The organism is Micromonospora sp. CPCC 205546 (genome assembly GCF_036902715.1).
In the GTDB taxonomy this organism is placed as follows: Bacteria; Actinomycetota; Actinomycetes; order Mycobacteriales; family Micromonosporaceae; genus Micromonospora.
In genome coordinates this window covers 1-23,733 of the sequence record NZ_JBAKHL010000008.1, presented here as the reverse complement: position 1 = coordinate 23,733, position 23,733 = coordinate 1, and the positions used below count along the sequence as shown (strand labels likewise).

Annotated in this window: 16 protein-coding genes; 8 read left to right on the top strand and 8 right to left on the bottom strand. The window is 73.3% G+C overall.

The genetic code is table 11. The features are described 5' to 3' along the window. Nucleotides 1-45: 45 nt before the first annotated feature. Nucleotides 46-501 (top strand): hypothetical protein, encoded by a 456-nt coding sequence (locus V6U77_RS06715; RefSeq protein WP_334605323.1) that lies wholly within the window; start codon nt 46-48, stop codon nt 499-501. Between the two features lie 69 nt (nt 502-570). On the opposite strand, the gene V6U77_RS06710 is transcribed toward V6U77_RS06715, so the two are convergent. Continuing rightward, entirely contained in the window at nt 571-3,840 is a 3,270-nt protein-coding gene (locus tag V6U77_RS06710; protein WP_334605322.1) for a S8 family serine peptidase, read from the bottom strand. A gap of 162 nt (nt 3,841-4,002) precedes the next feature. After that, nucleotides 4,003-5,181, bottom strand: coding sequence for a DNA recombination protein RmuC (locus V6U77_RS06705; protein WP_334605321.1), 1,179 nt, complete (start codon nt 5,179-5,181; stop codon nt 4,003-4,005). 125 nt (nt 5,182-5,306) lie between these two features. Here V6U77_RS06705 and V6U77_RS06700 point away from each other — a divergent pair, with 125 nt between their 5' ends. Next, a complete protein-coding gene (locus V6U77_RS06700; protein WP_334605320.1) occupies nt 5,307-6,068 on the top strand; it encodes a hypothetical protein in 762 nt (253 codons plus the stop codon). Nucleotides 6,069-6,167: 99 nt separating this feature from the next. Here V6U77_RS06700 and ppc read toward each other — a convergent pair whose 3' ends face one another. Further along, a complete protein-coding gene (ppc, locus tag V6U77_RS06695) occupies nt 6,168-8,954 on the bottom strand; it encodes a phosphoenolpyruvate carboxylase (protein WP_334605319.1) in 2,787 nt (928 codons plus the stop codon). A 316-nt stretch (nt 8,955-9,270) separates the two neighbouring features. Continuing rightward, on the bottom strand, nt 9,271-9,927 hold the full coding sequence (locus V6U77_RS06690) for a hypothetical protein (RefSeq protein ID WP_334605318.1): 657 nt from the start codon (nt 9,925-9,927) through the stop codon (nt 9,271-9,273). 116 nt (nt 9,928-10,043) lie between these two features. Between V6U77_RS06690 and V6U77_RS06685 the strand changes: the two genes are divergently transcribed. Beyond that, nucleotides 10,044-11,084: a S66 family peptidase gene (locus V6U77_RS06685; protein ID WP_334605317.1), complete on the top strand. Its 1,041-nt coding sequence runs from the start codon at nt 10,044-10,046 to the stop codon at nt 11,082-11,084. A gap of 101 nt (nt 11,085-11,185) precedes the next feature. On the opposite strand, the gene V6U77_RS06680 is transcribed toward V6U77_RS06685, so the two are convergent. The 3 genes from V6U77_RS06680 to V6U77_RS06670 form a co-directional block, all read right to left on the bottom strand. Then, the gene (locus V6U77_RS06680) at nt 11,186-11,314 is read right to left on the bottom strand and encodes a hypothetical protein (RefSeq protein WP_334605316.1); all 129 of its coding nucleotides are present in this window, start codon (nt 11,312-11,314) and stop codon (nt 11,186-11,188) included. Between the two features lie 457 nt (nt 11,315-11,771). Further along, complete coding sequence (locus tag V6U77_RS06675; protein ID WP_334605315.1) at nt 11,772-12,743, bottom strand: cyclase family protein; 972 nt, start codon at nt 12,741-12,743, stop codon at nt 11,772-11,774. Between the two features lie 382 nt (nt 12,744-13,125). Continuing rightward, nucleotides 13,126-14,025: a helix-turn-helix domain-containing protein gene (locus V6U77_RS06670; RefSeq protein WP_334605314.1), complete on the bottom strand. Its 900-nt coding sequence runs from the start codon at nt 14,023-14,025 to the stop codon at nt 13,126-13,128. Between the two features lie 155 nt (nt 14,026-14,180). Between V6U77_RS06670 and mfd the strand changes: the two genes are divergently transcribed. From mfd to V6U77_RS06650, 4 genes are all read left to right on the top strand, one after another. Further along, on the top strand, nt 14,181-17,810 hold the full coding sequence (gene mfd / locus V6U77_RS06665) for a transcription-repair coupling factor (protein WP_334605313.1): 3,630 nt from the start codon (nt 14,181-14,183) through the stop codon (nt 17,808-17,810). 137 nt (nt 17,811-17,947) lie between these two features. Beyond that, nucleotides 17,948-18,718 (top strand): hypothetical protein, encoded by a 771-nt coding sequence (locus tag V6U77_RS06660; protein ID WP_334605312.1) that lies wholly within the window; start codon nt 17,948-17,950, stop codon nt 18,716-18,718. Nucleotides 18,719-18,720: 2 nt separating this feature from the next. Further along, nucleotides 18,721-19,692 carry a nucleoside triphosphate pyrophosphohydrolase gene (locus tag V6U77_RS06655; RefSeq protein ID WP_334605311.1) on the top strand — a complete coding sequence of 324 codons (972 nt, stop codon included), beginning with the start codon at nt 18,721-18,723 and terminating at the stop codon, nt 19,690-19,692. Between the two features lie 22 nt (nt 19,693-19,714). Beyond that, nucleotides 19,715-21,334 carry a DUF885 domain-containing protein gene (locus V6U77_RS06650; RefSeq protein WP_334605310.1) on the top strand — a complete coding sequence of 540 codons (1,620 nt, stop codon included), beginning with the start codon at nt 19,715-19,717 and terminating at the stop codon, nt 21,332-21,334. A gap of 43 nt (nt 21,335-21,377) precedes the next feature. Here the strand turns inward: V6U77_RS06650 and V6U77_RS06645 are convergent, their stop codons facing one another. Continuing rightward, nucleotides 21,378-22,070 carry a hypothetical protein gene (locus V6U77_RS06645; RefSeq protein ID WP_334605309.1) on the bottom strand — a complete coding sequence of 231 codons (693 nt, stop codon included), beginning with the start codon at nt 22,068-22,070 and terminating at the stop codon, nt 21,378-21,380. A 234-nt stretch (nt 22,071-22,304) separates the two neighbouring features. Between V6U77_RS06645 and eno the strand changes: the two genes are divergently transcribed. After that, on the top strand, nt 22,305-23,588 hold the full coding sequence (eno, locus tag V6U77_RS06640) for a phosphopyruvate hydratase (RefSeq protein WP_334605308.1): 1,284 nt from the start codon (nt 22,305-22,307) through the stop codon (nt 23,586-23,588). Nucleotides 23,589-23,733: the final 145 nt, after the last annotated feature.

The window sequence follows — 23,733 nt, the reverse complement described above, 5'->3', positions numbered from 1 at the left end:
CTGACGCGGCGGGAACGACAGGCGCTCCCGCTGCGTCAGAAGGGTATGAGGACTCTTCGGCTCGCCGTCTCCGCGTTGGCCGTCTGCGTGGCGCTGAGCGCCTGCGGCGGTCAGGACGGGGTCGGCGACACCCCCACCCCGACCCCGACGGGAGCGCAGCCGGTGACCAGCCCGCCCAGCCCGGATCCGAGCACCTCCGCCGTACCGCCGACCCCCGGGGACCCGGTGGACCCGACGGGGCCGGTCCTGCCCCCGCCCACGAGGCCCACCGGCGGGCCGACGAAGCCGCCGTCGGCCGGCGGCACGACGCTGACCGGGACGGTCACCTCCGGGGTGGAGCCCAACTGCCTGCTGCTCGACAACTACCTGCTGGTCGGCGGCCCGCGTGACCTGCTGAAGCCGGGCACGAAGGTGACGGTCACCGGGAAGGTCCAGCGCGACCTGCTCACGACCTGCCAGCAGGGCACCCCCTTCCTGGTCGAGACCGCCCGCCGCGGCTGAGCCACCCCGAGAACGGGCGGAGCCCGCCCCCTGGTGGGGGCGGGCTCCGGTGTTCCGGTGCGGGACGGGTCAGTTCACGGTGCCGATGGAGACGGCGCCGCGGCCGACGACCGCGCCCTCGGTGGTCACCACGGACAGCTCACCGAAGAGCGCCCGACCGGCGACCGGGGTGGACTGGGCGGTCACCGTACCGGTGAGGGTGGCGGTGGCGCCGTGGGCCAGGTTGAGCGGGGTTGCGGGCGCCGAGAGATTGCCCAGCGCCGCCGCGGAGAACGAGTCCTGGTAGTCGTAGGCGGTGCTGCCACCGGCCCCGTCCACCGCGTAGCCCTCGACGACCACCCGGTAGGTGCCCGCCGGCGGGTTGTTGATGGTCACGGCCTCCTCGGAGTCACCGTCGGCGGCCCGACCGACCTCCGCGGTGCCGCGGAAGACGTAGAGGTCGAGGTCGGCCGCGGCGCTGGCCGTGTTGCCGATCCGGGCGGTGAAGCGGGTCGCGCCCGCCGGCACCTCCACGGTGTACTCCTGCGAGGAGCCCTCGGCGATGGTCGGCCGCTCGGCGTGGACGCTGGAGAGCGGGCCACCCTGGCCGGTCACCGCGACCGGGCCGAAGGTGTTGGTCAGCGACCAGGTGACCGGGGTCGCCGTGCCGGCGGTGACCGACGGCAGCTCGACCACGGCCGGCTCGACCGCGACACCCTGCACCCGCGCCGTGAGCTGGAACGGGTTGTTCAGCGACGGCGAGGTCCGACGGGACTCCACCTCGATCTCCCAGACCCCGGCGATCGGGTTCTGGTAGTCGCGCTCCTGCGGCTTGCAGGCGTTGACGTCGGAGAAGTTGGTGTAGCAGGCGAGGCTGGAGGTGCTCTCCACCGGGACGCCGTACGGGTTGAAGGCGATGAACCGGGTCTGCGAACCGGTGGCGATGCCGGAGAGGTTCACCTGCAGCGCGCCCGTGCCCGGCGGAACCGTCACGAAGTACGACGTGAAGCCGTTCCGGTCGACCGAGCCCTCGGCCGAGAAGGAGAAGTTCGGCTTCTTCACGTCGTTCGAGGCCACCACGACGGTGGAGACCTCGAAGTCGACGACCGAGGTGGCCGGGTCGTCGATCGTCATGATCGCGCCGTGCGCGCCGGCGGTGGCGGGCTTGGCGGTGACCGAGACGGTGACGGTCTTGTTCAGCGGGAGCGAGACGGTCTTCGGCGCCTTGAAGGTGCCGTCGTTGCCGCGCAGACCCACGTTGTGCTTCACGGTGCCGGCCGGCCCGCTGGTGCGGGTGACCTTGACCTGGTAGCTCTTCGACTGGCCGATCCGCTGACCACCGTCGGTGGAGGCGCAGCGGTTGTAGAGGCCGGTGCCCCGGTTCGGGGTGCCCAGCTGACCGGACAGGACGGTGCAGACCGGGGCCTCGGAGGTGTAGGAGCGCGTCTCCACGCCCTTGCGCAGCAGCTTCCACGCGCCCGGCACGTTGAACATGCCGTAGCCCTGGGCGTACGTCGGAACGTCCTTGATCGGCTTGGCCGAGGTGTAGATCGCCCGGCGCAGCGCGGCCGGGGTGACGCCCTTGTCGGTCGCCTTGGCGGCCGACAGCAGCAGCGCGGCGGCGCCGGCGGCCTGCGGGGAGGCCATCGACGTGCCGTTCAGCATCGCGTAGCCCGGGGGCAGCGCGTAGCCGGCCTCGGGAACCGCGTTGCCGGGCTGCCAGGTCGGGGCCGTGGAGATGGCCGAGCCGGGGGCGGCGATGTTCGGCTTGGCGCCGCCGTCCTCACGCGGACCGCGGGAGGAGAAGTTGAACAGCGCGTTCTTCTTCTTCACCGCGGAGCCGTAGTTGGCCAGCCAGGTGTCCTTGCTGATGCTCGCCGCGACGCTGACCACGTTGCCGGCCACCGACGGGTCGCCGATGGTGTTCAGGCCCGGGCCGGAGTTGCCGGCCGAGATGAACATCTGCACGCCGTAGGTGGTGATCAGGTTGTTGTAGAGCTCGGCGCGGGCGTTGTTGCCGTCGTTCAGCGCCGGCAGGCCGCCGATCGACATGTTGACCACGTCGACCTTGCGGTTGATCACCAGGTCGGCCATGCCGGTGGTGAGGGCGGCGTAGGTGCAGCCGCCGCCCCACGAGCAGGCACGGGCGGAGACCAGCTTGGCACCGGGCGCGGCACCGTCGAAGGCGCCGTTGCCGAGCATGTCGTTGGCGGCGGTGATGCCGGCGACGTGGGTGCCGTGGGTGCTCTCGACGATGCCGATGTTGACGTAGTCCACCAGGCCGGGACCGCCGATGGGGGCGGTGTCCACGTCCTCGCGGTACTCGACCACGAACGGGATCCGCTCGACCACCGGGGTGGCCGCGTTGTCGGTGCCGAAGTAGCCGACGTCGAACTTCTCCTTGTACGGCCGCATCATGGCGTCGTCGGTGAAGTCGTTGTTCTGGTTGACGTCCACCCAGATGTTGTGGGTGGCCGGGTCGTAGAGGATGCCGAACGTGTCGGTCCGGTCGCCGTCGCGGTTGACGTCACCGGCCGGGTCGCTGGCGGCCGTGATCGACTCGGCGAACCGGTTGAACCGGTAGGTGCCCGCCGGGGCCGTCCAGGTCGCGCCGCCGGAGGTGAACGTCGGACCGGTGACCTCGGTGAGCATCGGGCGCCAGGTGGCGTCCTCGAACGGGTCCGTCGCGGTCACCCAGTCGACGATCTTCCGCTCGCCCGTGGTGGTCTTCTGCAGCGCCGGGTGACCGAGGTCCACACCGGAGTCCATGATGCCGATCGTGACGCCGCGGCCGTCGTACTGCGGGTTCTTCGCGACGAAGTCGACGGCGCCGATCTCGTTGGTCGGCATGTAGGGGTTGGCGGCCGGGGTGTCGGCCCCGGGGCCGGGCAGCGTCGTCGCCTGCTTCGTGGCCTTCTTGCCGGAGGGGGCGACCTCGGGCGTCGGGTCGGGCAGCTGGATGGTCTCGTCCAGGTCCACGGCGGAGACGCCGGGCAGCGTGGCCGCCTTGACCACCTTCGAGGTGGGGACCTTCGCCAGCACGTAGCCGATGCTGTCGTAGCGCTCGGTGACGGCGGCGCCCAGGTTCTTGAGGTCGGCGGCGACGTCCTTCGCCTCGCCCTTCTTGGTGGCCACGATCAGGGTGACGGTCGGGGCCTTCTTCGCCTCCGCCTCGGCGAGCAGCTTGGCGTCGTGCGAGCCCAGCGCCTCCACGGGGGTGGCCTGGGAAGCGTCGGGTGCGGCGGTGGGCGCGGCGCTCGCGGTGGCGGCACCGCCAGCCACGGTCACGGCGCTGGCCGCCACGACCGACGCGAAGAGCGCGGCGGAGGTCCGCCGGCTCAGGTTTCGGGGTTTGCTCACGTTCTCTTTCCTCCAGAGAACAGGGCCCTCAGATGCAGGGCACGCGTGAGGCGAATCCTTCGCGCTGCGGCTGGCCACTGTCACTACTGCCGAGTTCGTTGTGACCACTTCGTGACATGGGTGGATGTCCATTGTCACATCAGCGATGGTAGGTATCGGCCGTCAGTCCAGTGTCGACCGTCCGGTCGCCGACTCGGCCTCGGCGGTTTCGAGCAGCTCAGGGGCCTGTGGCTGACGAGGGGTCAGCTCGACCTGCGCCGGCGCGGCCAGCTCCTGGTCGGAGACCCCCAGCTCGGCGAGCTTGCGGGCGCTGACCAGCACGCGCGCCTCCAGCGATCCGACGGCCCGGTTGTACGCGGTCACCGCGCCGCCGAGCGACGCACCGAGCTTGCCGACGTGCTCGCCGAGGGTCGACAGCCTCCCGTAGAGCTCGCGGGCCAGCGAGTGCACCGCCACCGCGTTGCGCGCCAGCGCCTCCTGCCGCCACGAGTAGGCGACCGTGCGCAGCAGCGCGACCAGGGTGGCCGGGGTCGCCAGCACCACGTTGCGGGCGAACGCGTGCTCCAGCAGCGTCGGGTCACGCTGCAACGCGACGTCGAGGAACGGGTCGGCCGGCACGAAGAGCACCACGAACTCCGGCGTGCTGTCGAACGCGGCCCAGTAGGTCTTGGCGGCCAGCGCGTTTACGTGCGCCCGCAGGTGCTTCGCGTGCGCGTCGAGGTGCGTGTCGCGCCCCCGCTCGTCGCGGGCCTCCATCGCCGTCAGGTAGGCGTCGAACGGCGCCTTGGCGTCGACCACCACCGACCGGCCGCCGTGCAGCCGGACGACCAGGTCGGGGCGGACCCCCTGGTGTTCGGTGGCGGCGGTGACCTGCTCGGAGAAGTCGCAGTGCTCCAGCATGCCGGCCGCCTCGACGATCCGGCGCAGCTGGTGCTCGCCCCAGCGGCCCCGCACCTGGGGGGCCCGCAGGGCCGCCACCAGCTGTTTCGTCTCGGTACGCAGCTCGCCCGAGACGGTGCTCATCGCGCGGACCTGCTCGCGCAGTTCGGCGTACGCGTCGACCCGGTCGTGTTCCAGCTCGGCGACGCGCTGCTCGTAGCGGCGCAGCGTGTCGTGCAGCGGGGCGACGGCGCGGGCCACCGCCTCCTGGGACTGCGCGGTGGCCTCGTAGCTCAGCGCCCGCATGGACTGCTCCAGCCGTCCCTCGCCCTCACGGGTGGCCCGCAGCGTGGCGTCCAACCGGGCGATTTCGGTCGCCGAACGGGTCCGGGCGGCGTACCAGCCCGCGGCGCCCCCGGCGGCGAGGCAGACGATCACCACGGCCAGCGTCGAGAAGTCCACCCCCGGAGCTTGCCAGAACGGCGCGCCACCCGCCGCCGTGGCGCTCCCGGGCGCGGCCGAGCCCGCCCGCCGCGCGGTGCCGATCACAGGCGTGGTGCTGGCCTGGCCTGGGTAACGTCGCAGACATGAGATACCTGCCCCTGCTCATCCTCGTGGTGCTGCTGGTGGTCGCGCTCGTCTGGTGGCGCCGGGAGAGCGCCGTGCGGGAGGCCCGCCGCCTCGCCGACGTGCGGGCCGACGCCCAGCGCTGGTACGAGCGGCTCGGCGGCCAGGTGATGAACCTGCACGGCGACCACCCGGCCGTACGCCAGGCGCTGGTCGACGCCGGGGAGCGCTACAACGCGGCCGGCAGTCAGCTCGAGCAGGCCCGCAGCGTCGAGCAGTTCCGCCTGGCCCGGGAGACCGCGCTGGAGGGGCTGACCTATGCCCGGGCGGCCCGGGTGGCGCTCGGCATCGACCCCGGGCCCGAACTGCCGCCGCTGGCCGCCGCGCAGGGCGCGGGGCAGCTGACCCGGGAACGCCAGGTCGACGTGCAGGGGCAGACCTTCAAGGCCGGCCCGCAGCCCGGCCGCGACACCCCCTACTACTACCCGGGCGGGCGCTACCAGGGCCGGCCGGTGCCCGCGGGCTGGTACTCCACTCCGTGGTGGAAGACCGCGCTGGGTGCCGGCGCGGGTGTCCTCGGCGGCATGCTGATCGCCGACGCGCTCTTCTCGCCCGGCTTCGGCGACCCCGGTTACGGCTACGAGGCCGGCTACCAGGAGGGCTTCGGCGACGGTACGGGCTTCGGCGAGCAGGGCGGTGACGTCGCGGGCGGCGACTTCGGCGGCGGGGACTTCGGGGGCGGGGACTTCGGGGGCGGCGACTTCGGCGGGGGCGACTGGTAGGGCGACGACTGCGAACGCCGGCCGGGCTCGCCGGTCGGCGTGTCGGAGAGGGCCCCTTCCTGAGCGGGAAACGTCAGGAAGGGGCCCTCTCCATGCCGCTCAGCCCGTGTTGCGCATGCCGGCGGCGATGCCGTTGACCGTGGTCAGCAGCGCGCGCTCCAGCGCCGTACCGTCGCTCGGCGCCCGGCGGCCACCCGGCGCGGTGGCCACGGCCCGGCCCGCAGCCCCGGACTCCCGGTACTGACGCAGCAGGGCGACCTGGAGGTGGTGCAGCGGCTCCAGGTAGGTGTCGCGGACGGCCAGGGTGCGCTGGAGCACGGGGGAGTTCTCCAGCAGCGCCGGCGAGGAGGTCACCGCCAGCACCTCCTGCTTGGTGAGTTCGTACTCCTGCTCGATCTTGTGGAAGATCGGGTGCAGCTTCTTCGGCACCAGCGTCTCGACGTAGCGGCGGGCGATGCTCAGGTCGGTCTTGGTGAGCATCATCTCGACGTTCGACAGGAACGTGCGGAAGAAGTGCCAGTTGCGGTGCATCTCGGCCAGCACGTCCTCCAGCCCGGCCTCCCGGGCCGCGGCCAGGCCGGAGCCGACCCCGAACCAGCCGGGCACGATCTGCCGGGTCTGGGTCCAGCCGAACACCCACGGGATGGCCCGCAGCCCGGAGAGCCCGGCCCCCGTGTTCGGTCGCTTGGCCGGCCGGGAGCCGATGTTCAGCGCGCCGAGCAGCTCAGTCGGCGTCGAGGCCCAGAAGTACGCGGGCAGGTCCGGATCCTCGACCAGCGACCGGTACGACCGGAAGGCCGAGTCGGAGACCAGCTCCATCGCGGCGTCCCAGCGTTCCAGCAGCTCGGCGGGCTGCCGGGGCCCGGTGTGCAGCAGGGTGGCCTGGAGCACCGCGGCCAGGGTCAGCTCCAGGTTCTCCCGCGCCAGCGACGGCAGGGAGTACTTGTCGGAGATGACCTCGCCCTGCTCGGTGACCTTGATCGCGCCGTCCAGGGTCCCGTACGGCTGGGCCAGGATCGCCTCGTGCGTCGGCCCGCCGCCGCGACCCACCGTGCCGCCGCGGCCGTGGAAGAGCCGCAGGTGCACGCCGTGCCGGGCGGCCACGTCGCGCAGCGCGCGCTGGGCCCGGTGGATCGACCACTGGCTGGTGGTGATGCCGGCCTCCTTGTTGGAGTCGGAGTAACCCAGCATCACCTCCTGCACGTCGCCCCGCGCCGTCACCAGCGCCCGGTACGCGGGCAGCGAGAGCAGCTCGTCGAGCAGTTCGCCGCCCGCGTTCAGCTCTGCCGGGGTCTCCAGCAGCGGCACGAAGCCGATCCGGGACCGGCCGCTGTGCACGTCGACCAGGCCGGCCTCGCGGGCCAGCACCACCGCGGCGAGCACGTCGTCCACCCCGAGCGTCATCGAGACGATGTACGACTCGATGACCTCGTTGCCGAACCGGTCCTGCGCCTCGCGGATCGTGCCGAACACGTCGAACGTCTTGCGGGCCGCCTCGGTCAGCGGGGTGTCCAGCGTGGAGAGCGGCCGGCGACCGGTCAGCTCGTCGGCGAGCAGCTTCGTGCGCTCCAGCCGGCTCAGTGCCGGGTAGTCGAGGACCTCACCGACGGCCGCGTAGAGCTGGGCGAGCACCGCGTGGTGCGCCTCGGCGTGCTCCCGGACGTCCATGGTCGCCAGGTGCAACCCGAACGCGGAGACCGTACGGATGGTCGAGGCGAGCCGGCCCACGGCGGTGAGCTGGCCGGCGTTGCGGGCGAGCGAGGCGCGCAGCAGTTCCAGGTCGGAGACCAGCGCGGCGGAGCCGCGGTAGTCTCGCCCGGGCACGTGCGCGGTGCCCTGGCGCAGCCGCTGCCGGGTGTTGGCCAGCTTCGCCTTCACGCAGCGGGCCTTGAGCCGGTAGGGCTCCTCGGCGTTGACCCGACGGAAGCGGGCCGCCACCTCGGGCAGCGCGTCCAGGTCGGTGGCGAGGCTGGCGGAGAGGTCGAGCGACACCCCGCGCAGCCGGCGGGACACCGAGACCTCGTCGATCAGGTGGTCCATCGCCTTCTCGGTGGCCGCGATGCCGTGCTCGTGCTGGATGGTCAGCACCTCGCGGGTCACGGCCGGGGTGACGAACGGATTGCCGTCGCGGTCGCCACCGATCCAGGTGCCGAAGGACAACGGCCGGGCGGTCGGGGACGTCTCCACACCGAGGGTGCGCAGCGTGTCGGCGAGGTCGTCGAGGACCTGCGGGGCGGCCTCGGCGTACAGGTCGCGCAGGTAGTAGATGGCGTTGCGGGCCTCGTCGGTCGGGTCCGGCCGGTCCAGCCGCAGCTCGTCGGTCTGCCACATCAGGTCGAGCAGCTCGGCCAGGCGGCGGTTGGCGGGGCCCTCGTCGCTGGCGCCGTAGAGGATCGCGTTGGCGGTCTCGGTGTCCAGCTCGTCGGCGATGGCGCGCAGCTTGGACAGGATCGACCGGCGGGCCGCCTCGGTCGGGTGGGCGGTGAAGACGGGCCGTACCGCCAGCCGCCGCGCCGCCGCGGCGATCTCCTCGGCCGGCACCCCGCGCTCGGCGATCATCTTGGCCGCCTGGTCCAGCCAGCCGCCCTGCACCGCCCGGCGGCGGCGCAGCTCCCGGGCCCGGTGCACCTGCTCGGTGATGTTGGCCAGGTGGAAGTAGGTGGAGAAGGCCCGGGCCAGCTTGGTGCCGGTGGTGACGTCCAGGCCGGCGAGGCGCTGCGCGGCGGCGGGGGCGTCGGAGCGCACCTGAGCGCGGATCTCCTCGACGAGGTCGAGCAGCGGCCGGCCCTCCTGACGCGCGAGGGTCTGCCCGAGCAGGGTGCCGAGGCGTCGGATGTCGGCCCGCAGGGCGGCGTCGGGGCCGTCGTGGTCGTGCTGGTCGGTCACGATGCGCTCCTTACGCGAGTACGAAGGACAGCGCTGTCCGACTCCCTGGATCGTATCCGCGTCCCCCGCCGGTGGGCAGGGGACCCTTGCATCCGCCTTCGGCGCGGGCGGGGTCGCCGCCGGCGAGACCAGCCGGCACCGGTGGCGTCTTCGCTGGTGGGGGTGGGTGCGGTGCGGCGGCGGGCCCGGCCCGGGGTGGCGCTGAGCACACCCGCCACGCCCATCTCCCGGTCCACGCCGCCAGCCCCGGGGGCGGGCTCGCGCCCGATTGTGTGCCGTTTCTCGCCTGGTTGGGCCGTCTCGCCGGGCCCGCCTATCAGACGAGCTGACAGCGACCCGCGCTGTAGTGGGCGACCGCCGCCATGATCTCCGCCTCGGACCGGTCGGCGAAGTTGAGCGTGGCGACCAGCCCGGAGCCGTAGAAGGCGTTCAGTGCCGCGCCGTCCAGCGCCGTGAACGCCCCGAGGTTCTGGAGCATCCGTGCGTCGCGCGGCCTGACCACCAGCATCTTCTCCAGGCTCCACCGCCGGCGGGAGATCTGCGCGACGCCCTCCCAGGGCAGCCAGATCGCCTGCCCCCGGGTCGGCCGGGTGCGGATCCAGAGCCCGGCCGGGCCGAGCGCCAGCACCGGGCCGCCGGAGCCGATCAGCCAGAGCTGGATCCCCAGCGGCAGGGCGACCAGGGCCAGCAGGCAGCCCACCACGCCGAGGAGGCCGAGGACGGACCCGGAGCGCGCCTGCGGATCGGTCGAGTTCACGATGCCGAGGCCGGCGCAGCAGGCGATCGGGAGGATGAGGACCAGCGCCACCCCCATCATCAGCAGGCCGCGCTTGGCGACGTTGGGCCGTACCACGAACGGCTGGTCCTCCGGGATGCGCCGGGTCACCGGCGGCGGGACGGGGCCTGCCCACCCTCCGCCGGGCGGCGGACCGCCGTGGAAGGGCTGCGACGGGTGTCCGGCGGGGGTGGTCACGAGGGCTCCAGTTTCTCGATCAACTCGGGGGGAGCCTCAGCCTAGGGGGCGTCTGCCAGCGGGTCGGCGGGCCGGCGACCGGAAAAACCGGTTCCGCCGGTCGGTAGCGTCCGGTCATGACGTCGCCGAACTATCCCCCCAAGCCCCGTCCGGGAGACCGGGTCGCGGTCGTCTCGCCCTCCGCCGGCCTGCCGGCCCTCTTCCCCCACGTGTACGAGCTGGGGCTGCGCCGGCTGCGCGAGGAGTTCGACCTGGAGCCGGTGGAGTACCCCACCACCCGGGCGCTCGACGCCGACCCGCACGACCGGGCCCGGGACCTGACCGCCGCCTTCGCCGACCCGACGGTCACCGCCGTGCTGGCCACCGTGGGCGGGGACGACCTGATCACGGTCACCCCGCATCTGGACGACGCCGTGCTGCGGGCCAACCCGAAGCCGTACTTCGGCTACTCCGACAACACCAACGTGCTCAACCACCTGTACCGGCTGGGCGTCGTGGCCTACCACGGCGGATCGGTGCTGGTGCACCTCGGCCGGCCGGGCCGAGCGCACCCGCTGACCTTCGACTCGCTGCGCGCCGCCCTCTTCACCTCCGGCTGGTACGACCTGACCCCCGCCCCGGAGTGGGGCGACAAGCCGGGCGACTGGCGGGACCCGGCGGCGCTGGCGGACGAGCCGGAGATGCTCCCGGGCGAGGGCTGGCGCTGGCAGGGGCCGTCGACGGTGGTCGAGGGACGCACCTGGGGCGGCAACCTGGAGATCCTGCACTGGCTGCTGGCCGCCGACCGGGTGCCCACCGCAGGGGAGCTGGCCGGGTCTGTGCTGATGATCGAGACGTCCGAGGAGCTCCCCTCGGCGACCGAGGTCTTCCGGATACTGCGCAACATGGGGGAGCGGGGGCTGCTGGCCGGCTTCCCGGCGGTCCTCGTCGGCCGGCCGAAGGCGTGGGACTTCGAGCGGCCGCACACCCCCGACGAGCGGCGCGACTGGGCCGACGCGCAGCGCGACGCGGTCACCCGGGCGCTCGCCGCCTACCGCCCGGACGCGGTGGTGGTCTTCGACGTCGACCTCGGCCACACCGACCCGCAGCTGATCGTCCCGTACGGCGGCGAGATCCGGATCGACGCCGTCGACCGTCGCATCTCGGTGCGGTACTGACCCGCCCCTTCCCGCGATCGCCCCGGTGATCAGGACGTCATGGACGTTACGCGGCCGTCTTAGGGTCCATGGCGTCCTGATCAGCATTGGCAGGGCCCTGATCAGTTGTGGCGTTCGTGGATCGCGTCAGTGACCAGGCGGACGATTCGGGCGGGGTGCCGCAGTACGTCGTCCGCCGTGAAGCGCAGCACCAACCAGCCCGCCGCACGCAGGGCGTTGAGCCGAGCCACATCGCGCTGGAAGTGGGTGCGCGGTCAGGGGCGGCAGACCGGCGTCGTGCAGGACGAGCCGGAGCCGGGTCTCCATGGGGGACTCGCTCAGCGGCTCGGCCAGCGTGAGCACCTCGCGCAGTTGGGCGGTGCCGGCCAGCCGCTGTGTGTGCCCAGGTAGCTGCCCAACGCGGGGAGCTCGACCACCCGTCGGTGCGGCAACGCGTCCACCGCGACCAGCGCGTCCGTCCGGGGCAGCTGTCGGCCCAGGTCGAAGGCGGTGCGGGCGCCGGTGGCGACCCGGCAAGCCGGCGAACCGGGTGATCTCCCGGGCGGAGAGGGACCTCTGGTCGACCGACACATGTCGAGTGGAGCGTCGGCGGGCGTGGTACCCGTGGCATTCCGACAGCTTGCCGTCACGGGCCGCCCGCGCGCTGCCCCGAAGCTCGCGGCGCCGCCCCGCGATCGTCCGCGCCGGTCAGGCGGCGCCGAGGACGGCGAAGGCGCGGACGGGAAAGGTGCCCATGCCGACCACCATCGGCGGGGCGGCCGTGAACCGGAAGCCGGTCGGGGGCAGCGCGTCGAGCCCGGTCAGGTGTTCCACGATCGGGACGCCGGCGGCCAGCAGGGCGCTGTGCGCCGGCCGCTCGCCTGCCGCAGTCGGGCTCATGTCGTCGATGTTGATCGAGTCGATGCCGACCAGGGCGGCGCCCGCGTCGACCAGGGCCCGGGCGCCGTCCCCGGTGAGGTAGGGCGCCTCAGGCGCGCCGTACCGGTCGGTGCCGAAGTGCGTCGACCAACCCGTGTGCAGCAGCACCGCGTGCCCGGCGACGTCGTACGGCGCCAGCAACAGCCGGTCCACCGCGCGGGTGCCGGCCGGCACCCGGACCACGACGGCGGGCAGGTCGGCGAGGCGGTCCAGCCCGGTGGCGGCGAGGTCGACGCCCCCGGCGAAGCGGTGGGCGGGCGTGTCCAGGTACGTGCCCGTATTGGCGATCATGTCGATCCGCCCCACCTGGAACTCGGTGCCGGGGGCGTAGTTGGCCCTGGACGCCTCCCGGGTCAGCCACTCGGTGATCCGCGGCGCCGGCCAGCCCGGCAGGGTGGTCATGCCGTCGGTGATCGGGTGGCTCAGCTCGACCAGTCGTCGCCCGTGGTCGACGTCGGTGCCCGAGCCGGGCCGCCGCGGCGACGCGCCGGTCGCGCCCTCGGGGTCGGCCTCGGTGGCCACGCCCCGGCCGCCCTTGTGCGGCTCCTCGACGAGCGTCTTGCCGGTGATCCGGACCTCCGCCACCATCAGCAGCCCCAGGTGCCGGACGAACAGCGCCGCCAGGTCGTCGTCGGCGATGTCGCGGCCGGGTATGTCCAGCCGGAACCCGTCCGTCCGCAGCCCGCCGCCGTTGGCGAAGGTGACCTCCGCGTCGAACTGTGCCCGCCACTGCTCGCCCATCAGCGCAGCCGATCACGGCCGGCCCGCGCCGTCAAGATCCTCCCGGTCGCGACGGGCAGCCCGGGTGCGCCGAGTGCCGGACAAGGGTGTGCCGGGTGTCACCGGAGTGCCGTACAGGGGAAAGGGGTGTACGGCACCACCGGCGGGCCGCGAGGGCAGGTCGCCGTCGCCAGGGCCGCAGCCGGGCGGAGCTGCGGGCCTCCCCGAACAGGTCCGCGCACCCCGCGACCGCCGATCGGGCGGTCCGATCCCGGCTGCGCACACCATCTTCGGTCGCCGGCGGTCCCGGGTCTTGAACATCGATGCTCGGTTGACGGTCGCCGACCGGATCGGCGACCTCGCCGACGACCGGTTCCTCGACCGACTTCGATCGGGTTCCGGCTCAGTCGGTGCGGCCCTGGGCGAGCAGCCGGCGCAGGCGGGCCGGCGGGTGACCGACGTGCTCCCGGAGCACACGGGTGAGGTGCGCCTGGTCGGCGAAGCCGTGCTCCGCCGCCACGGCGCGCAGCGGCCGGCCGTCCGCCTCGGCGAGGGTGTCCAGCACCGCCTGGACCCGCAAGCGGTTGCGGTAGGCGGTGAGGGTGCTGCCGGTGACCCGCTGGAACACCCGGCTCAGGTGGTGTGGTGAGGCGCCCACCTCCCGCGCCACCTGGTCGAGCGTGAGGGAGAAGTCGCGGACCGTGAGCACCTCCCGGGCCCGGTCGGCGAGGCGACGGTGGGCGGCCGCGGTGGCGGGGCGTCGGCCGACGACGCGTCCCAGGTCCGCCCCCGGTGGCTCGGTCCGGGCGTTGACGAAGCCGAGCACCCTGCCGAGGAAGCAGTGCAGCCGCTCCGCCATCTCGAACGGGTCGAGCCCTCGCCGGAACTGCGTGACGAGCATCCGGTGTGCCAGGTCGAGTGGCGCGTCCGAGGTGCCGTCCCAACCGGTGGTCGCCAGCCAGCGCGCCCCGTCCCGGTGTTCGGCGAGGACCGTCGGCTCGATCTCCAGGGAGGTGAACGTGTCGCTACCCAGCGGGTGGGACACCTGCATCTCGTCGCCCGGCCGGGTGAGCAGCAGCGAGGTGGCGTCCGAGAACGTCGTACGACCGTTGATGCGCCGTCGGTAGGCGCCCGACCAACCGAGATCGACCCGGTAACGCAGCAGGACCGTCGGTGCCGTCCAGCGGCGGCTCTCGACGCCGCAGCGCACCGTGGAGATCGAGATCCCCGCCGGGTGGCCCAGCACCCGCTGGCGGCAGGATCCGGTCGGTTGGCGTGGGTCGTTGCCGACTCCCTCAGGCATTTGTTCCTTCCCCCTCGGGTAACTGTCGCGGATCGTCGACGATCCCCGCCACGCGCGGGTGGTTCGTCCGACCGGAGAGATAGTGTCGACCGGTGGACCCCCCGTCCAGCCGGACGAGGGGTGATCGTCGTGTCATCCCGCTGGAAGTGATCCCCATGCTCACCGGTCTGTTCTCCGCCGCCCTGGCCGATCCGGGCCTGGCCCGGGCACGTGACCTGGCGCGCTCCGGTGCCGCGCAGGTCGACGGCCTCGACATCACCGCGCCGCCCGCGCTGCGTCCCTTCGCGGTCGCCGCCGTCGCGGCCGACGGCGGGGGCGCCGGCCGACCGGTGCTCGCCGTGACCGCCACCACCCGGGAGGCCGACGACCTGGCCGCCGCGCTGGGCAGCCTGCTCCCGCCCGGGCAGGTGACGGTCTTCCCGTCCTGGGAGACGCTGCCGCACGAGCGCCTGTCACCCCGCTCCGACACGGTCGGCCGGCGGCTGGCCGTGCTGCGCCGGCTGGCGCACCCCGCCTCGGCCGACGCGCACGGCCGCACCGACGGGCTGCGGGTGGTCGTGGCACCCGTCCGGTCGCTGCTGCAACCGCAGCTCAAGGGGCTCGGCGACCTGGAGCCGGTGCAGCTCGCCACCGGGGCGGAGGCCGACCTGGAGGAGGTCGCCCGCCGGCTGACCGACATGGCGTACGCGCGGGTCGACCTCGTGACCAAGCGGGGCGAGTTCGCGGTGCGCGGGGGCATCCTCGACATCTTCCCACCCACCGACGAGCACCCGTCGCGGGTCGAGTTCTGGGGCGACGAGGTGGAGGAGATCCGCACCTTCGCCGTGGCCGACCAGCGCACCATCGAGCAGGTGCCGCAGCTCTGGGCCCCGCCGTGCCGGGAGTTGCTGCTCACCCCGTCGGTGCGCAAGCGGGCCGCCGCCCTCGCCGAGGAGCACCCGGAGCTGACCGAGATCCTCGACAAGCTGGCCGAGGGCATCCCGGTGGAGGGCATGGAGTCCCTCGCCCCGGCGCTGATCGGCCCCGACTCGATGGAGCTGCTGCTGGACGCCATGCCGGCCGGCACCCACGTGCTCCTCTGCGACCCGGAGCGCATCCGCACCCGGGCACACGACCTGGTGCGTACCTCCGACGAGTTCCTCCAGGCGAGCTGGGCCGCGGCGGCCGTCGGCGGCCAGGCCCCGGTCGACCTCGGCGCCGCCGCCTTCCGGACCCTGGCCGAGGTACGCGCCGTCGCGGCGAAACTGCGCCAGCCCTGGTGGACGCTGTCCCCGTTCGGCCTGGTGGAGGCGGACGCCGCCCCGGCGCGGCAGCCCTGGGAGGACGCGCCGGAGGCGGCCGACGTCACCCCCGACGACGCGATCGCGGTGACCCTGGCCGCGCAGCCGGCCCCGCTCTACCACGGCGAGACCGCCCGGGTGGTCGACAACCTCAAGCGCTGGACCGGCGACGGCTGGTCGGTCGCGCTGGTCTTCGAGGGGCACGGCCCCGCCCAGCGGGCCGTCGAGGTGCTCCGCGACGCCGGCCTCGGCGCGCGGCTGACCGAGGAGATCCCGAGCGCGCCCGCCCCCGGCGAGGTGCTGGTCTCCTGCGGCAGCCTGACCAGCGGCTTCGTCGACGAGGCGTCGCGGTTCGTGCTGCTCACCGGCAACGACGTCACGGGCGGGCGGGGCGCCTCCACCCGTGACATGCGCAAGATGCCGAGCCGGCGGCGCAACACCATCGACCCGCTGGAGCTCAAGGCCGGCGACCACGTCGTGCACGAGCAGCACGGCATCGGCCGCTACGTCGAGCTGGTGCAGCGCACCGTCAACGGCGCCTCCCGGGAATACCTGGTCATCGAGTACGCCGCGAGCAAGCGCGGCCAGCCCGGCGACCGGCTCTTCGTCCCCACCGACCAGCTCGACCAGCTCTCCCGCTACGTCGGCGGCGAGCAGCCCACCCTGCACAAGATGGGCGGCTCGGACTGGCAGAAGTCCAAGGCCCGGGCCCGCAAGGCGGTCAAGGAGATCGCCGCCCAGCTCATCCAGCTCTACGCGGCCCGCAAGGCGTCCAAGGGGCACAACTTCGGTCCCGACACGCCCTGGCAGCGGGAGCTGGAGGACGCCTTCCCGTGGCAGGAGACGCCCGACCAGCTCGCCGCCATCGAGGAGGTCAAGCGGGACATGGAGCAGACCGTCCCGATGGACCGGCTCATCTGCGGCGACGTGGGCTACGGCAAGACGGAGATCGCGGTCCGGGCGGCGTTCAAGGCGGTGCAGGACGGCAAGCAGGTGGCGGTGCTGGTGCCCACCACGCTGCTGGTGCAGCAGCACTACAACACGTTCGCCGAGCGGATGAGCCAGTTCCCGGTGACCATCAAGCAGCTCTCCCGCTTCCAGACGCCGAAGGAGGCCGAGCGGACCCTGGAGTTGGCCGCCGCGGGCAGCGCCGACATCGTCATCGGCACCCACCGGCTGCTCCAGGCGGCCACCCGGTTCAAGTCGCTCGGCCTGGTCATCGTCGACGAGGAGCAGCGCTTCGGCGTCGAGCACAAGGAGCACCTGAAGACGATGCGCGCCTCGGTCGACGTGCTGAGCATGTCGGCCACCCCGATCCCGCGCACCCTGGAGATGGCCATCACCGGCATCCGGGAGATGTCCACCATCGCCACGCCGCCCGAGGAGCGGCACCCGGTGCTCACCTTCGTCGGGGCGTACGACGAGCGGCAGGTGGCGGCCTGCATCCACCGCGAGCTGCTCCGCGACGGGCAGGTCTTCTACCTGCACAACCGGGTCGAGTCCATCGACCGGGCGGCCCGGAAGCTGCGCGAGCTGGTGCCCGAGGCGCGGGTCGCGGTGGCGCACGGCCAGATGGGCGAGGAGGCCCTGGAGAAGGTCATGGTCGGCTTCTGGGAGAAGGAGTTCGACGTGCTGGTCTGCACCACGATCGTGGAGTCCGGCATCGACATCCCCAACGCCAACACCCTGATCGTGGAGCGGGCCGACCTGCTCGGCCTCGCCCAGCTGCACCAGATCCGCGGCCGGGTCGGTCGGGGCCGGGAGCGGGCGTACGCGTACTTCCTCTACCCCCCGGAGAAGCCGCTCACCGAGCACGCCCACGAGCGGCTGGCCACCATCGCCCAGCACACCGAGCTGGGCGCGGGCATGTACGTGGCGATGAAGGACCTGGAGATCCGGGGCGCCGGCAACCTGCTGGGCGGCGAGCAGTCCGGGCACATCGAGGGCGTCGGCTTCGACCTGTACGTGCGGATGGTCGGCGAGGCGGTCTCCGCGTTCAAGGGCGAGCGCCCGGAGGAGGAGACCGAGGTCAAGGTCGACCTGCCGATCGACGCGCACCTGCCGCACGACTACGTGAGCGTGGAGCGGCTGCGCCTGGAGATGTACCGCAAGCTCGCCGAGGCCCGCGACGAGGAGCGACTGCGCGAGGTGGTCGCGGAGATGACGGACCGCTACGGCGAGCCGCCCGCCCCGGTGCAGAACCTGGTCGCCGTGGCCCGGTTCCGGCTGCTGGCGCGCCGCTACGGCCTCACCGACGTCTCCATGCAGGGCAAGCACATCCGGTTCGGTCCGCTGCCGCTGCCCGACTCGAAGCAGCTGCGGCTCAAGCGCTACCACCCGGACTCGGTCTACAAGCAGGCCCTGGACCAGGTCAGCGTCCCCCGGCCCAGCACCCGGCGGGTGGGCGGCGAGCCACTGCGTGACCAGGCGCTGCTGGAGTGGTGCGCCCAGCTGCTGAAGGACGTCCTGGGCGAGCCGGCGACGGCGGGAGCCTCCGCGCGGTGAGCGGCGATCGACGACGGTTGGCCGGCGGCCGGCGGGTGACCAGGGGGGCCGGGCCCCTGGCAGCCACGGGACGGGCGAGCGGGGAGACCGGTGGGCGGTGTCACGCCGGCTCCGGGCGGCATGAGAGAGTGACCGTCATGCGTGCTCGCCGTCTTGTCGCCGTCGCCAGCGTGGCGCTCGGCCTCGTCGCCCTCTCCGGTTGCCGTGCCGAGCCCGGTGTCGCCGCCTACGTCGGTGACCTGCGGATCACCGAGGATGCCGTCACCGAGGTCGTCGACGACCTGCGGGCCAAGAACCCGACGCCGACCGGGCAGCCCGAGGCGCCCGAGGGCCGGCCCCCGGCGCCGGTGCCGCAGCTGCCCGGCCGCGGCCAGGTCGTCAGCCTGCTGGTGCTCTCCGAGGTCTGCGAGCGGGTCTCCGCGGACAAGAACTACCAGCCGCGTGGGCAGGTCGCGCCGGAGCAGGTCGCCCAGCAGCTGAGCCTGTCGCCCGACACCGGCTACGTGCGCCGGTCCGCCGAGCTCTACAACTGCCTGTCGGGGGTGCCGACCGGGGCGCCGGCCGAGCCGAGCGCTCAGGAGCTGGCGGACGTGGTGGCGGCGGGCCGCAAGGCGGGTGTCATCCCGGCCGACGTGACCGACGAGGCGGCCGCCGGCCAGCTCGACGGCGAGCAGCTGCGCGGCGCGCTGGCCACCCGCAAGTCGCTGGCCGAGGCGGTCGCCGCGTACGACGTGACGGTCAACCCCCGCTACCGCCCGCTGGAGTTCCCGGTGCTGAGCTTCTCCGGTAACAGGCCGGCGGTGAGCGTGCCGCTGGGCGAGACCGGCACGGGCGGGGTCACCGACGTCTCCACCCCGGATCCGCTGCCCACCGCCGGGCCGCAGGCGGCCGGCGGAACCGACAGCTGAGCATGTCCGCCCGGATCGTCCTGCTCGTCACCTCTCCCCGGCTGCCGGCCGGACTACTGACCGCCGCCGCGTGGGACGTCGTACGCGGGCATCCGGTGCTGGCGGGGGCGGAGAGCGAGCTGACGACGGCGGTCCGCGCGGCGGGCGCCGAGGTCACGGTGGTCGACGGCCGGGCGACGCAGGCGCTGCTCGACGCGGCGGCGACGCACGGTGTCGCGGTGTGGCTGGCCGGCCCGGCCGGCGACGAGTCGCTGGCCCGCGAGCTGGGCCTGCGGCTGGCCCGCGAGCCCGGCCTGGCCGAGCTGGAGCTGATGTACGGCTCCTGGGACCCGCCGGGCGCCCGGCTGCTCGACGCGGTGGCGGTGATGGACCGGCTGGCATCTCCGGGCGGCGACCCCTGGAAGCGTGCGCAGACCCACCGCAGCCTCGCCGGCTTCCTGCTGGAGGAGTGCTACGAGGCGTACGACGCGATCAGCGCCGGGGACACCGACGCGCTGCGCGAGGAGCTGGGCGACGTGCTGCTCCAGGTGGTGCTGCACGCCCGCCTCGCCGAGGAGCTGCCCGAGGCGCAGCGGTGGACCGTCGACGACGTGGCCGGCGGGCTGGTCGACAAGATGGTCCGGCGCAACCCGCACGTCTTCGCCGACGCGGCGACGGGCACCCTGGAGGAGATCGAGGCGAGCTGGGAGCGGATCAAGCGGGCCGAGAAGGCGCGTGACTCGGTGCTCGACGGCATCGCGCTGAGCCAGCCCGCCCTCGCCCTGGCCGCGAAGATCCTGGAGCGTGCCGGGCGGGTGGGCCTGGCCGTACCGCCGCCCCTCGCGGATTCCCAGGCGGACCCGGAGGCGCGGCTCGGCGCGAGCCTGCTCGCCACGGCCGCGGCGGCCCGCGAGGCGGGCCTGGACCCGGAGGCGGCCCTGCGCCGCGCCGCCCTGGCCTACGCGGACGCTGTCCGCGCAGCCGAAAAGGCCTGAGCCGACCCGGTAGGGTCGGCGGGTGGAATCGTTTGTGCCGCTCGCGGAGCGGATCGTCGACGCGTTGCTCCAGAGCCGGCCGGGGCTCGCGACCTCCACCGGCGACCACCGGTACGACGACCGGTTGCCGGACCTCTCCGCCGAGGCGGTCGCGGCCGACGAGGCCATGCTCAAGGAGGCCGCGGACGCGCTCGCCGAGCTGGACCCGGACGCCCTGGACGTCGAGGAGCGCGTCGACCACGCGCTGCTCACCTCGTTCGTGGACCGGGAGCTGTTCGAGGCCGGCGACATTCGCGCCCACGAGTGGGACCCGCTGCGGCACAACCCCGGGCCGCTGCTGCACGCGCTGCTCGCCCGCCCGTACGCTCCCGTCGACGTCCGGCTGACCAGCCTGGCGGGCCGGCTCGCCGCCGTACCGGACGCGCTGGCGACCGCGCGCGCGACGCTGCGCGACATGCCGCGCATCCACGCCGAGACGGCGGTCGGGCAGTTCACCGGCACGGCGGCGCTGATCCGCGACGAGGTGCCGGCGTTGCTCGCGCAGGCCCCCGCCCTGCACGACCGGGTGGAGCCGGCCGCCACCGCGGCGATCGCGGCGCTGGAGGAGTTCGTCGCGTGGCTGCGGCAGGGTCTGGCCGCCGACGCCGGCCCCGGGCGGGACCCGCGGCTGGGCCGGCGCCGCTGGGAGGCGCGGCTGTGGCACACCCTCGACACCGAGCTGGGCGCCGCCGAGATCCAGCGCCGGGCCTGGGCCAACCTGGACCGGGTCGGTGAGGAGATCCGCGCGGCGGCCGTCGAGCTGGTCGGCGGCCCGGCGGACGACGAGACGGTACGCCGGGCGCTGGGCCTGCTGGCCGCCGAGCACCCGGACGACCACACCATCGTGGATCTCGCCTCGGTCACCCTGGACGAGGCGACCGACTTCGTACGCGCCCACGACCTGGTCACGCTGGTCGACGACCCCTGCGTGATCCAGGAGATGCCCCAGTTCGCCCGGGGCGTGGCGGTCGCCTACTGCGACTCGCCCGGCCCGCTGGAGACGGCGGACGTGCCGACCTTCTACTGCATCGCGCCCACCCCGGCGGACTGGCCCGCGCACCGGATCGAGTCGTTCTACCGGGAGTACAACGACCACATGATCCGCAATCTGACGGTGCACGAGGCGATGCCGGGGCACTTCCTCCAGCTCGCCCACGCCCGCCGGCACGTCGGCCCCACCCGGGTACGCGCGCTGACCGAGTCGGGGCCCTTCATCGAGGGCTGGGCGGTCTACACGGAGGAGCTGATGGCCGGCCTCGGCTTCGGCGGCCTGCCGGTGCGGTTGCAGCAGCTCAAGATGCAGCTCCGGATGACCATCAACGCGCTGCTGGACCAGCTCGTGCACTGCGAGGAGCTGCCGGAGGCCGAGGCGATGGCGCTGATGACCGGGCGCGGCTTCCAGGAGGAGGGCGAGGCGGCCGGCAAGTGGCGGCGTGCGCTGCTCACCTCGACGCAGCTCTCGACGTACTTCGTCGGCTACAGCGAGGTGGCCGCGATCGCCGCCGCCCGCCCGGCCGGCGTGTCGGTGCGTGAGTGGCACGACGCGATGCTCGCCCACGACTGCCCACCCCCGCGCCACCTGCGCACCCTGCTCGGCGTGTGAGCGAGGGCGGGCTCCACCGGCACCGCCGGGGCGGCGGGGTCGGTCACGAGCCGGCCGGGCGGCGGTCTACGACGCCGGCGTCGGGCGGCAGGTCGAACACGGTGCCGTCGACGGTCTCGCGGTAGCGGCTCAGCGCCAGCTCGACCTGCCGGCCGTCGACCTGGCCGGTGAAGCTGCCCAGCACGCCCTCGGTGGTCACGCACGCGGTAAAGTCACCGGCGGACTGCTCCACGTCGACGCAGGTGGCGTGGTGGCCGGCGAGGGTGGTGTCGCTCTGGTCGATCACCGCCTCCGGGTCCAGCGCGGCGGTGGTGAGCAGCCCCACGACGACCGGCGGCGTGATCAGGCCCCGCTGCTTGGCCTCGGCGAACATGGTCACCGTCGGCTTCGCGTTGGGCGCGGGCGGGGCCTCCAGGGTGCAGGTGGCGCGGCCGGCGGCGGTCTCGCAGCGGGCCGTCGCCTCCGGGGTGACGGTGAGCTTCCCGCCGGGCCAGGTGTACGCGGAGCGGACCGGGTCCTGGGCCTGGGCGACGGTGGCGGTCTGCCCGCCGGGGAGCTGGTAGTCCGCGGAGTAGGTCAACTCCAGTGCCCGGTCGAGCCGGACGGCCAGGTCGTTCACCAGGTCGGCCCGCCCGATCGCCCGGCCGGCGTCGTCGAGGGTCTGACAACCGGTCACCGTGAGCGACGCGATGACCGACACGGCGAGCATGCGGAGGGTGGTCGAGGCGGCGGGCATGCCGACCAGCGTGGCCGATCGGGCCAACCGCGCGCAAACCCGTTGCCGGTTGAGGACATGAGAATCCGGGAATGTCCGGGTAAAGCATCGCCCGGAGGCAGGTTTCGGATCGTGCTGGCGAGCGCCCGGACCGCCCGCGTCGGAGCGTCGCCCGATACGCTGCGTTCAACAACTGCCTCAGCCGCACCGTCGCGGCCCACACCGGACCGGAACACACAAACGAGGAGCGACTCAGTGGCAACCATCGAGGGAATCGTCGCGCGGGAGATCCTGGACTCGCGGGGCAACCCGACCGTCGAGGTCGAGGTCGGGCTCGACGACGGCACGATCGCCCGGGCGGCGGTGCCCTCCGGCGCCTCCACGGGCGCCTTCGAGGCGATCGAACTGCGCGACGGTGACGCCGACCGCTACCAGGGCAAGGGCGTCGAGAAGGCGGTCTCGAACATCGAGGACAAGATCGTCGACGAGCTGATCGGCTACGAGGCCAGCGAGCAGCGGCTGATCGACCAGAAGATGCTCGACGTCGACGGCACCGACAGCAAGTCCGAGCTGGGCGCGAACGCCATCCTCGGCGTCTCCCTCGCGGTGGCCAAGGCGGCGGCCGGCAGCGCCGAGCTGAGCCTCTTCCGCTACCTGGGCGGCCCGAACGCGCACCTGCTGCCGGTGCCGATGATGAACATCCTCAACGGCGGCGCGCACGCGGACTCGAACGTCGACATCCAGGAGTTCATGATCGCGCCGATCGGCGCGCCCAGCTTCCGCGAGGCGCTGCGCTCCGGCGCGGAGGTCTACCACGCGCTGAAGTCGGTGCTGAAGAAGAAGGACCTCTCCACCGGCCTCGGCGACGAGGGCGGCTTCGCGCCGAACCTGCCCACCAACGCCGCGGCCCTGGACCTGATCGCCGAGGCGGTGGAGAAGGCCGGCTACCGGCTCGGCACCGACATCGTCTTCGCGCTCGACGTGGCCGCCACGGAGTTCTTCGACGACGGCACCTACACCTTCGAGGGCACCGCGAAGACCGCCGAGGAGATGAGCAACTACTACACCAAGCTCGCCGGCGACTACCCGATCGTGTCCATCGAGGACCCGCTGGCCGAGGACGACTGGACCGGCTGGCAGACGCTGACCGCCTCGCTCGGCGACCGCGTCCAGATCGTCGGCGACGACCTGTTCGTCACCAACCCGCTGCGCATCGCCCGCGGCATCGCCGAGAAGGCCGCCAACGCGGTCCTCGTCAAGGTCAACCAGATCGGTTCGCTGACCGAGACCCTCGACGCGGTGGACCTGGCCCACCGGGCCGGCTTCAAGTGCATGATGAGCCACCGTTCCGGCGAGACCGAGGACACCACCATCGCGGACCTGGCGGTGGCCACCGGCTGCGGCCAGATCAAGACCGGCGCCCCGGCCCGCTCGGACCGGGTCGCGAAGTACAACCAGCTCCTGCGGATCGAGGAGGAGCTGGCCGACGCGGCGCGGTACGCCGGGGCGGGCGCCTTCCCGCGCTACCGTTCCGCCTGAGACGCGCGAGGCCTCGGGGGAGGGGTGTGACGATGCAGCAGCGCCGCACACCGGGCGGGGCCCGGGGCGCCCGGACGTCGGTCCGCGAGGGCGGCGTCCGGGCCGAGTCGCGGGCCACGGCCGGCCGCGCGCCAAGTCGGATCGT

What these genes read in the sequence shown, in the direction of transcription:
- V6U77_RS06670 (WP_334605314.1), bottom strand. Translation starts at nt 14,025, where the DNA reads ATGCCTGAGGGAGTCGGCAACGACCCACGCCAACCGACCGGATCCTGC.
- V6U77_RS06685 (WP_334605317.1), top strand. Translation starts at nt 10,044, where the DNA reads ATGACGTCGCCGAACTATCCCCCCAAGCCCCGTCCGGGAGACCGGGTC.
- V6U77_RS06645 (WP_334605309.1), bottom strand. Translation starts at nt 22,070, where the DNA reads ATGCCCGCCGCCTCGACCACCCTCCGCATGCTCGCCGTGTCGGTCATC.
- V6U77_RS06715 (WP_334605323.1), top strand. Translation starts at nt 46, where the DNA reads ATGAGGACTCTTCGGCTCGCCGTCTCCGCGTTGGCCGTCTGCGTGGCG.
- V6U77_RS06675 (WP_334605315.1), bottom strand. Translation starts at nt 12,743, where the DNA reads ATGGGCGAGCAGTGGCGGGCACAGTTCGACGCGGAGGTCACCTTCGCC.
- V6U77_RS06700 (WP_334605320.1), top strand. Translation starts at nt 5,307, where the DNA reads ATGAGATACCTGCCCCTGCTCATCCTCGTGGTGCTGCTGGTGGTCGCG.
- V6U77_RS06655 (WP_334605311.1), top strand. Translation starts at nt 18,721, where the DNA reads ATGTCCGCCCGGATCGTCCTGCTCGTCACCTCTCCCCGGCTGCCGGCC.
- V6U77_RS06660 (WP_334605312.1), top strand. Translation starts at nt 17,948, where the DNA reads ATGCGTGCTCGCCGTCTTGTCGCCGTCGCCAGCGTGGCGCTCGGCCTC.
- mfd (WP_334605313.1), top strand. Translation starts at nt 14,181, where the DNA reads ATGCTCACCGGTCTGTTCTCCGCCGCCCTGGCCGATCCGGGCCTGGCC.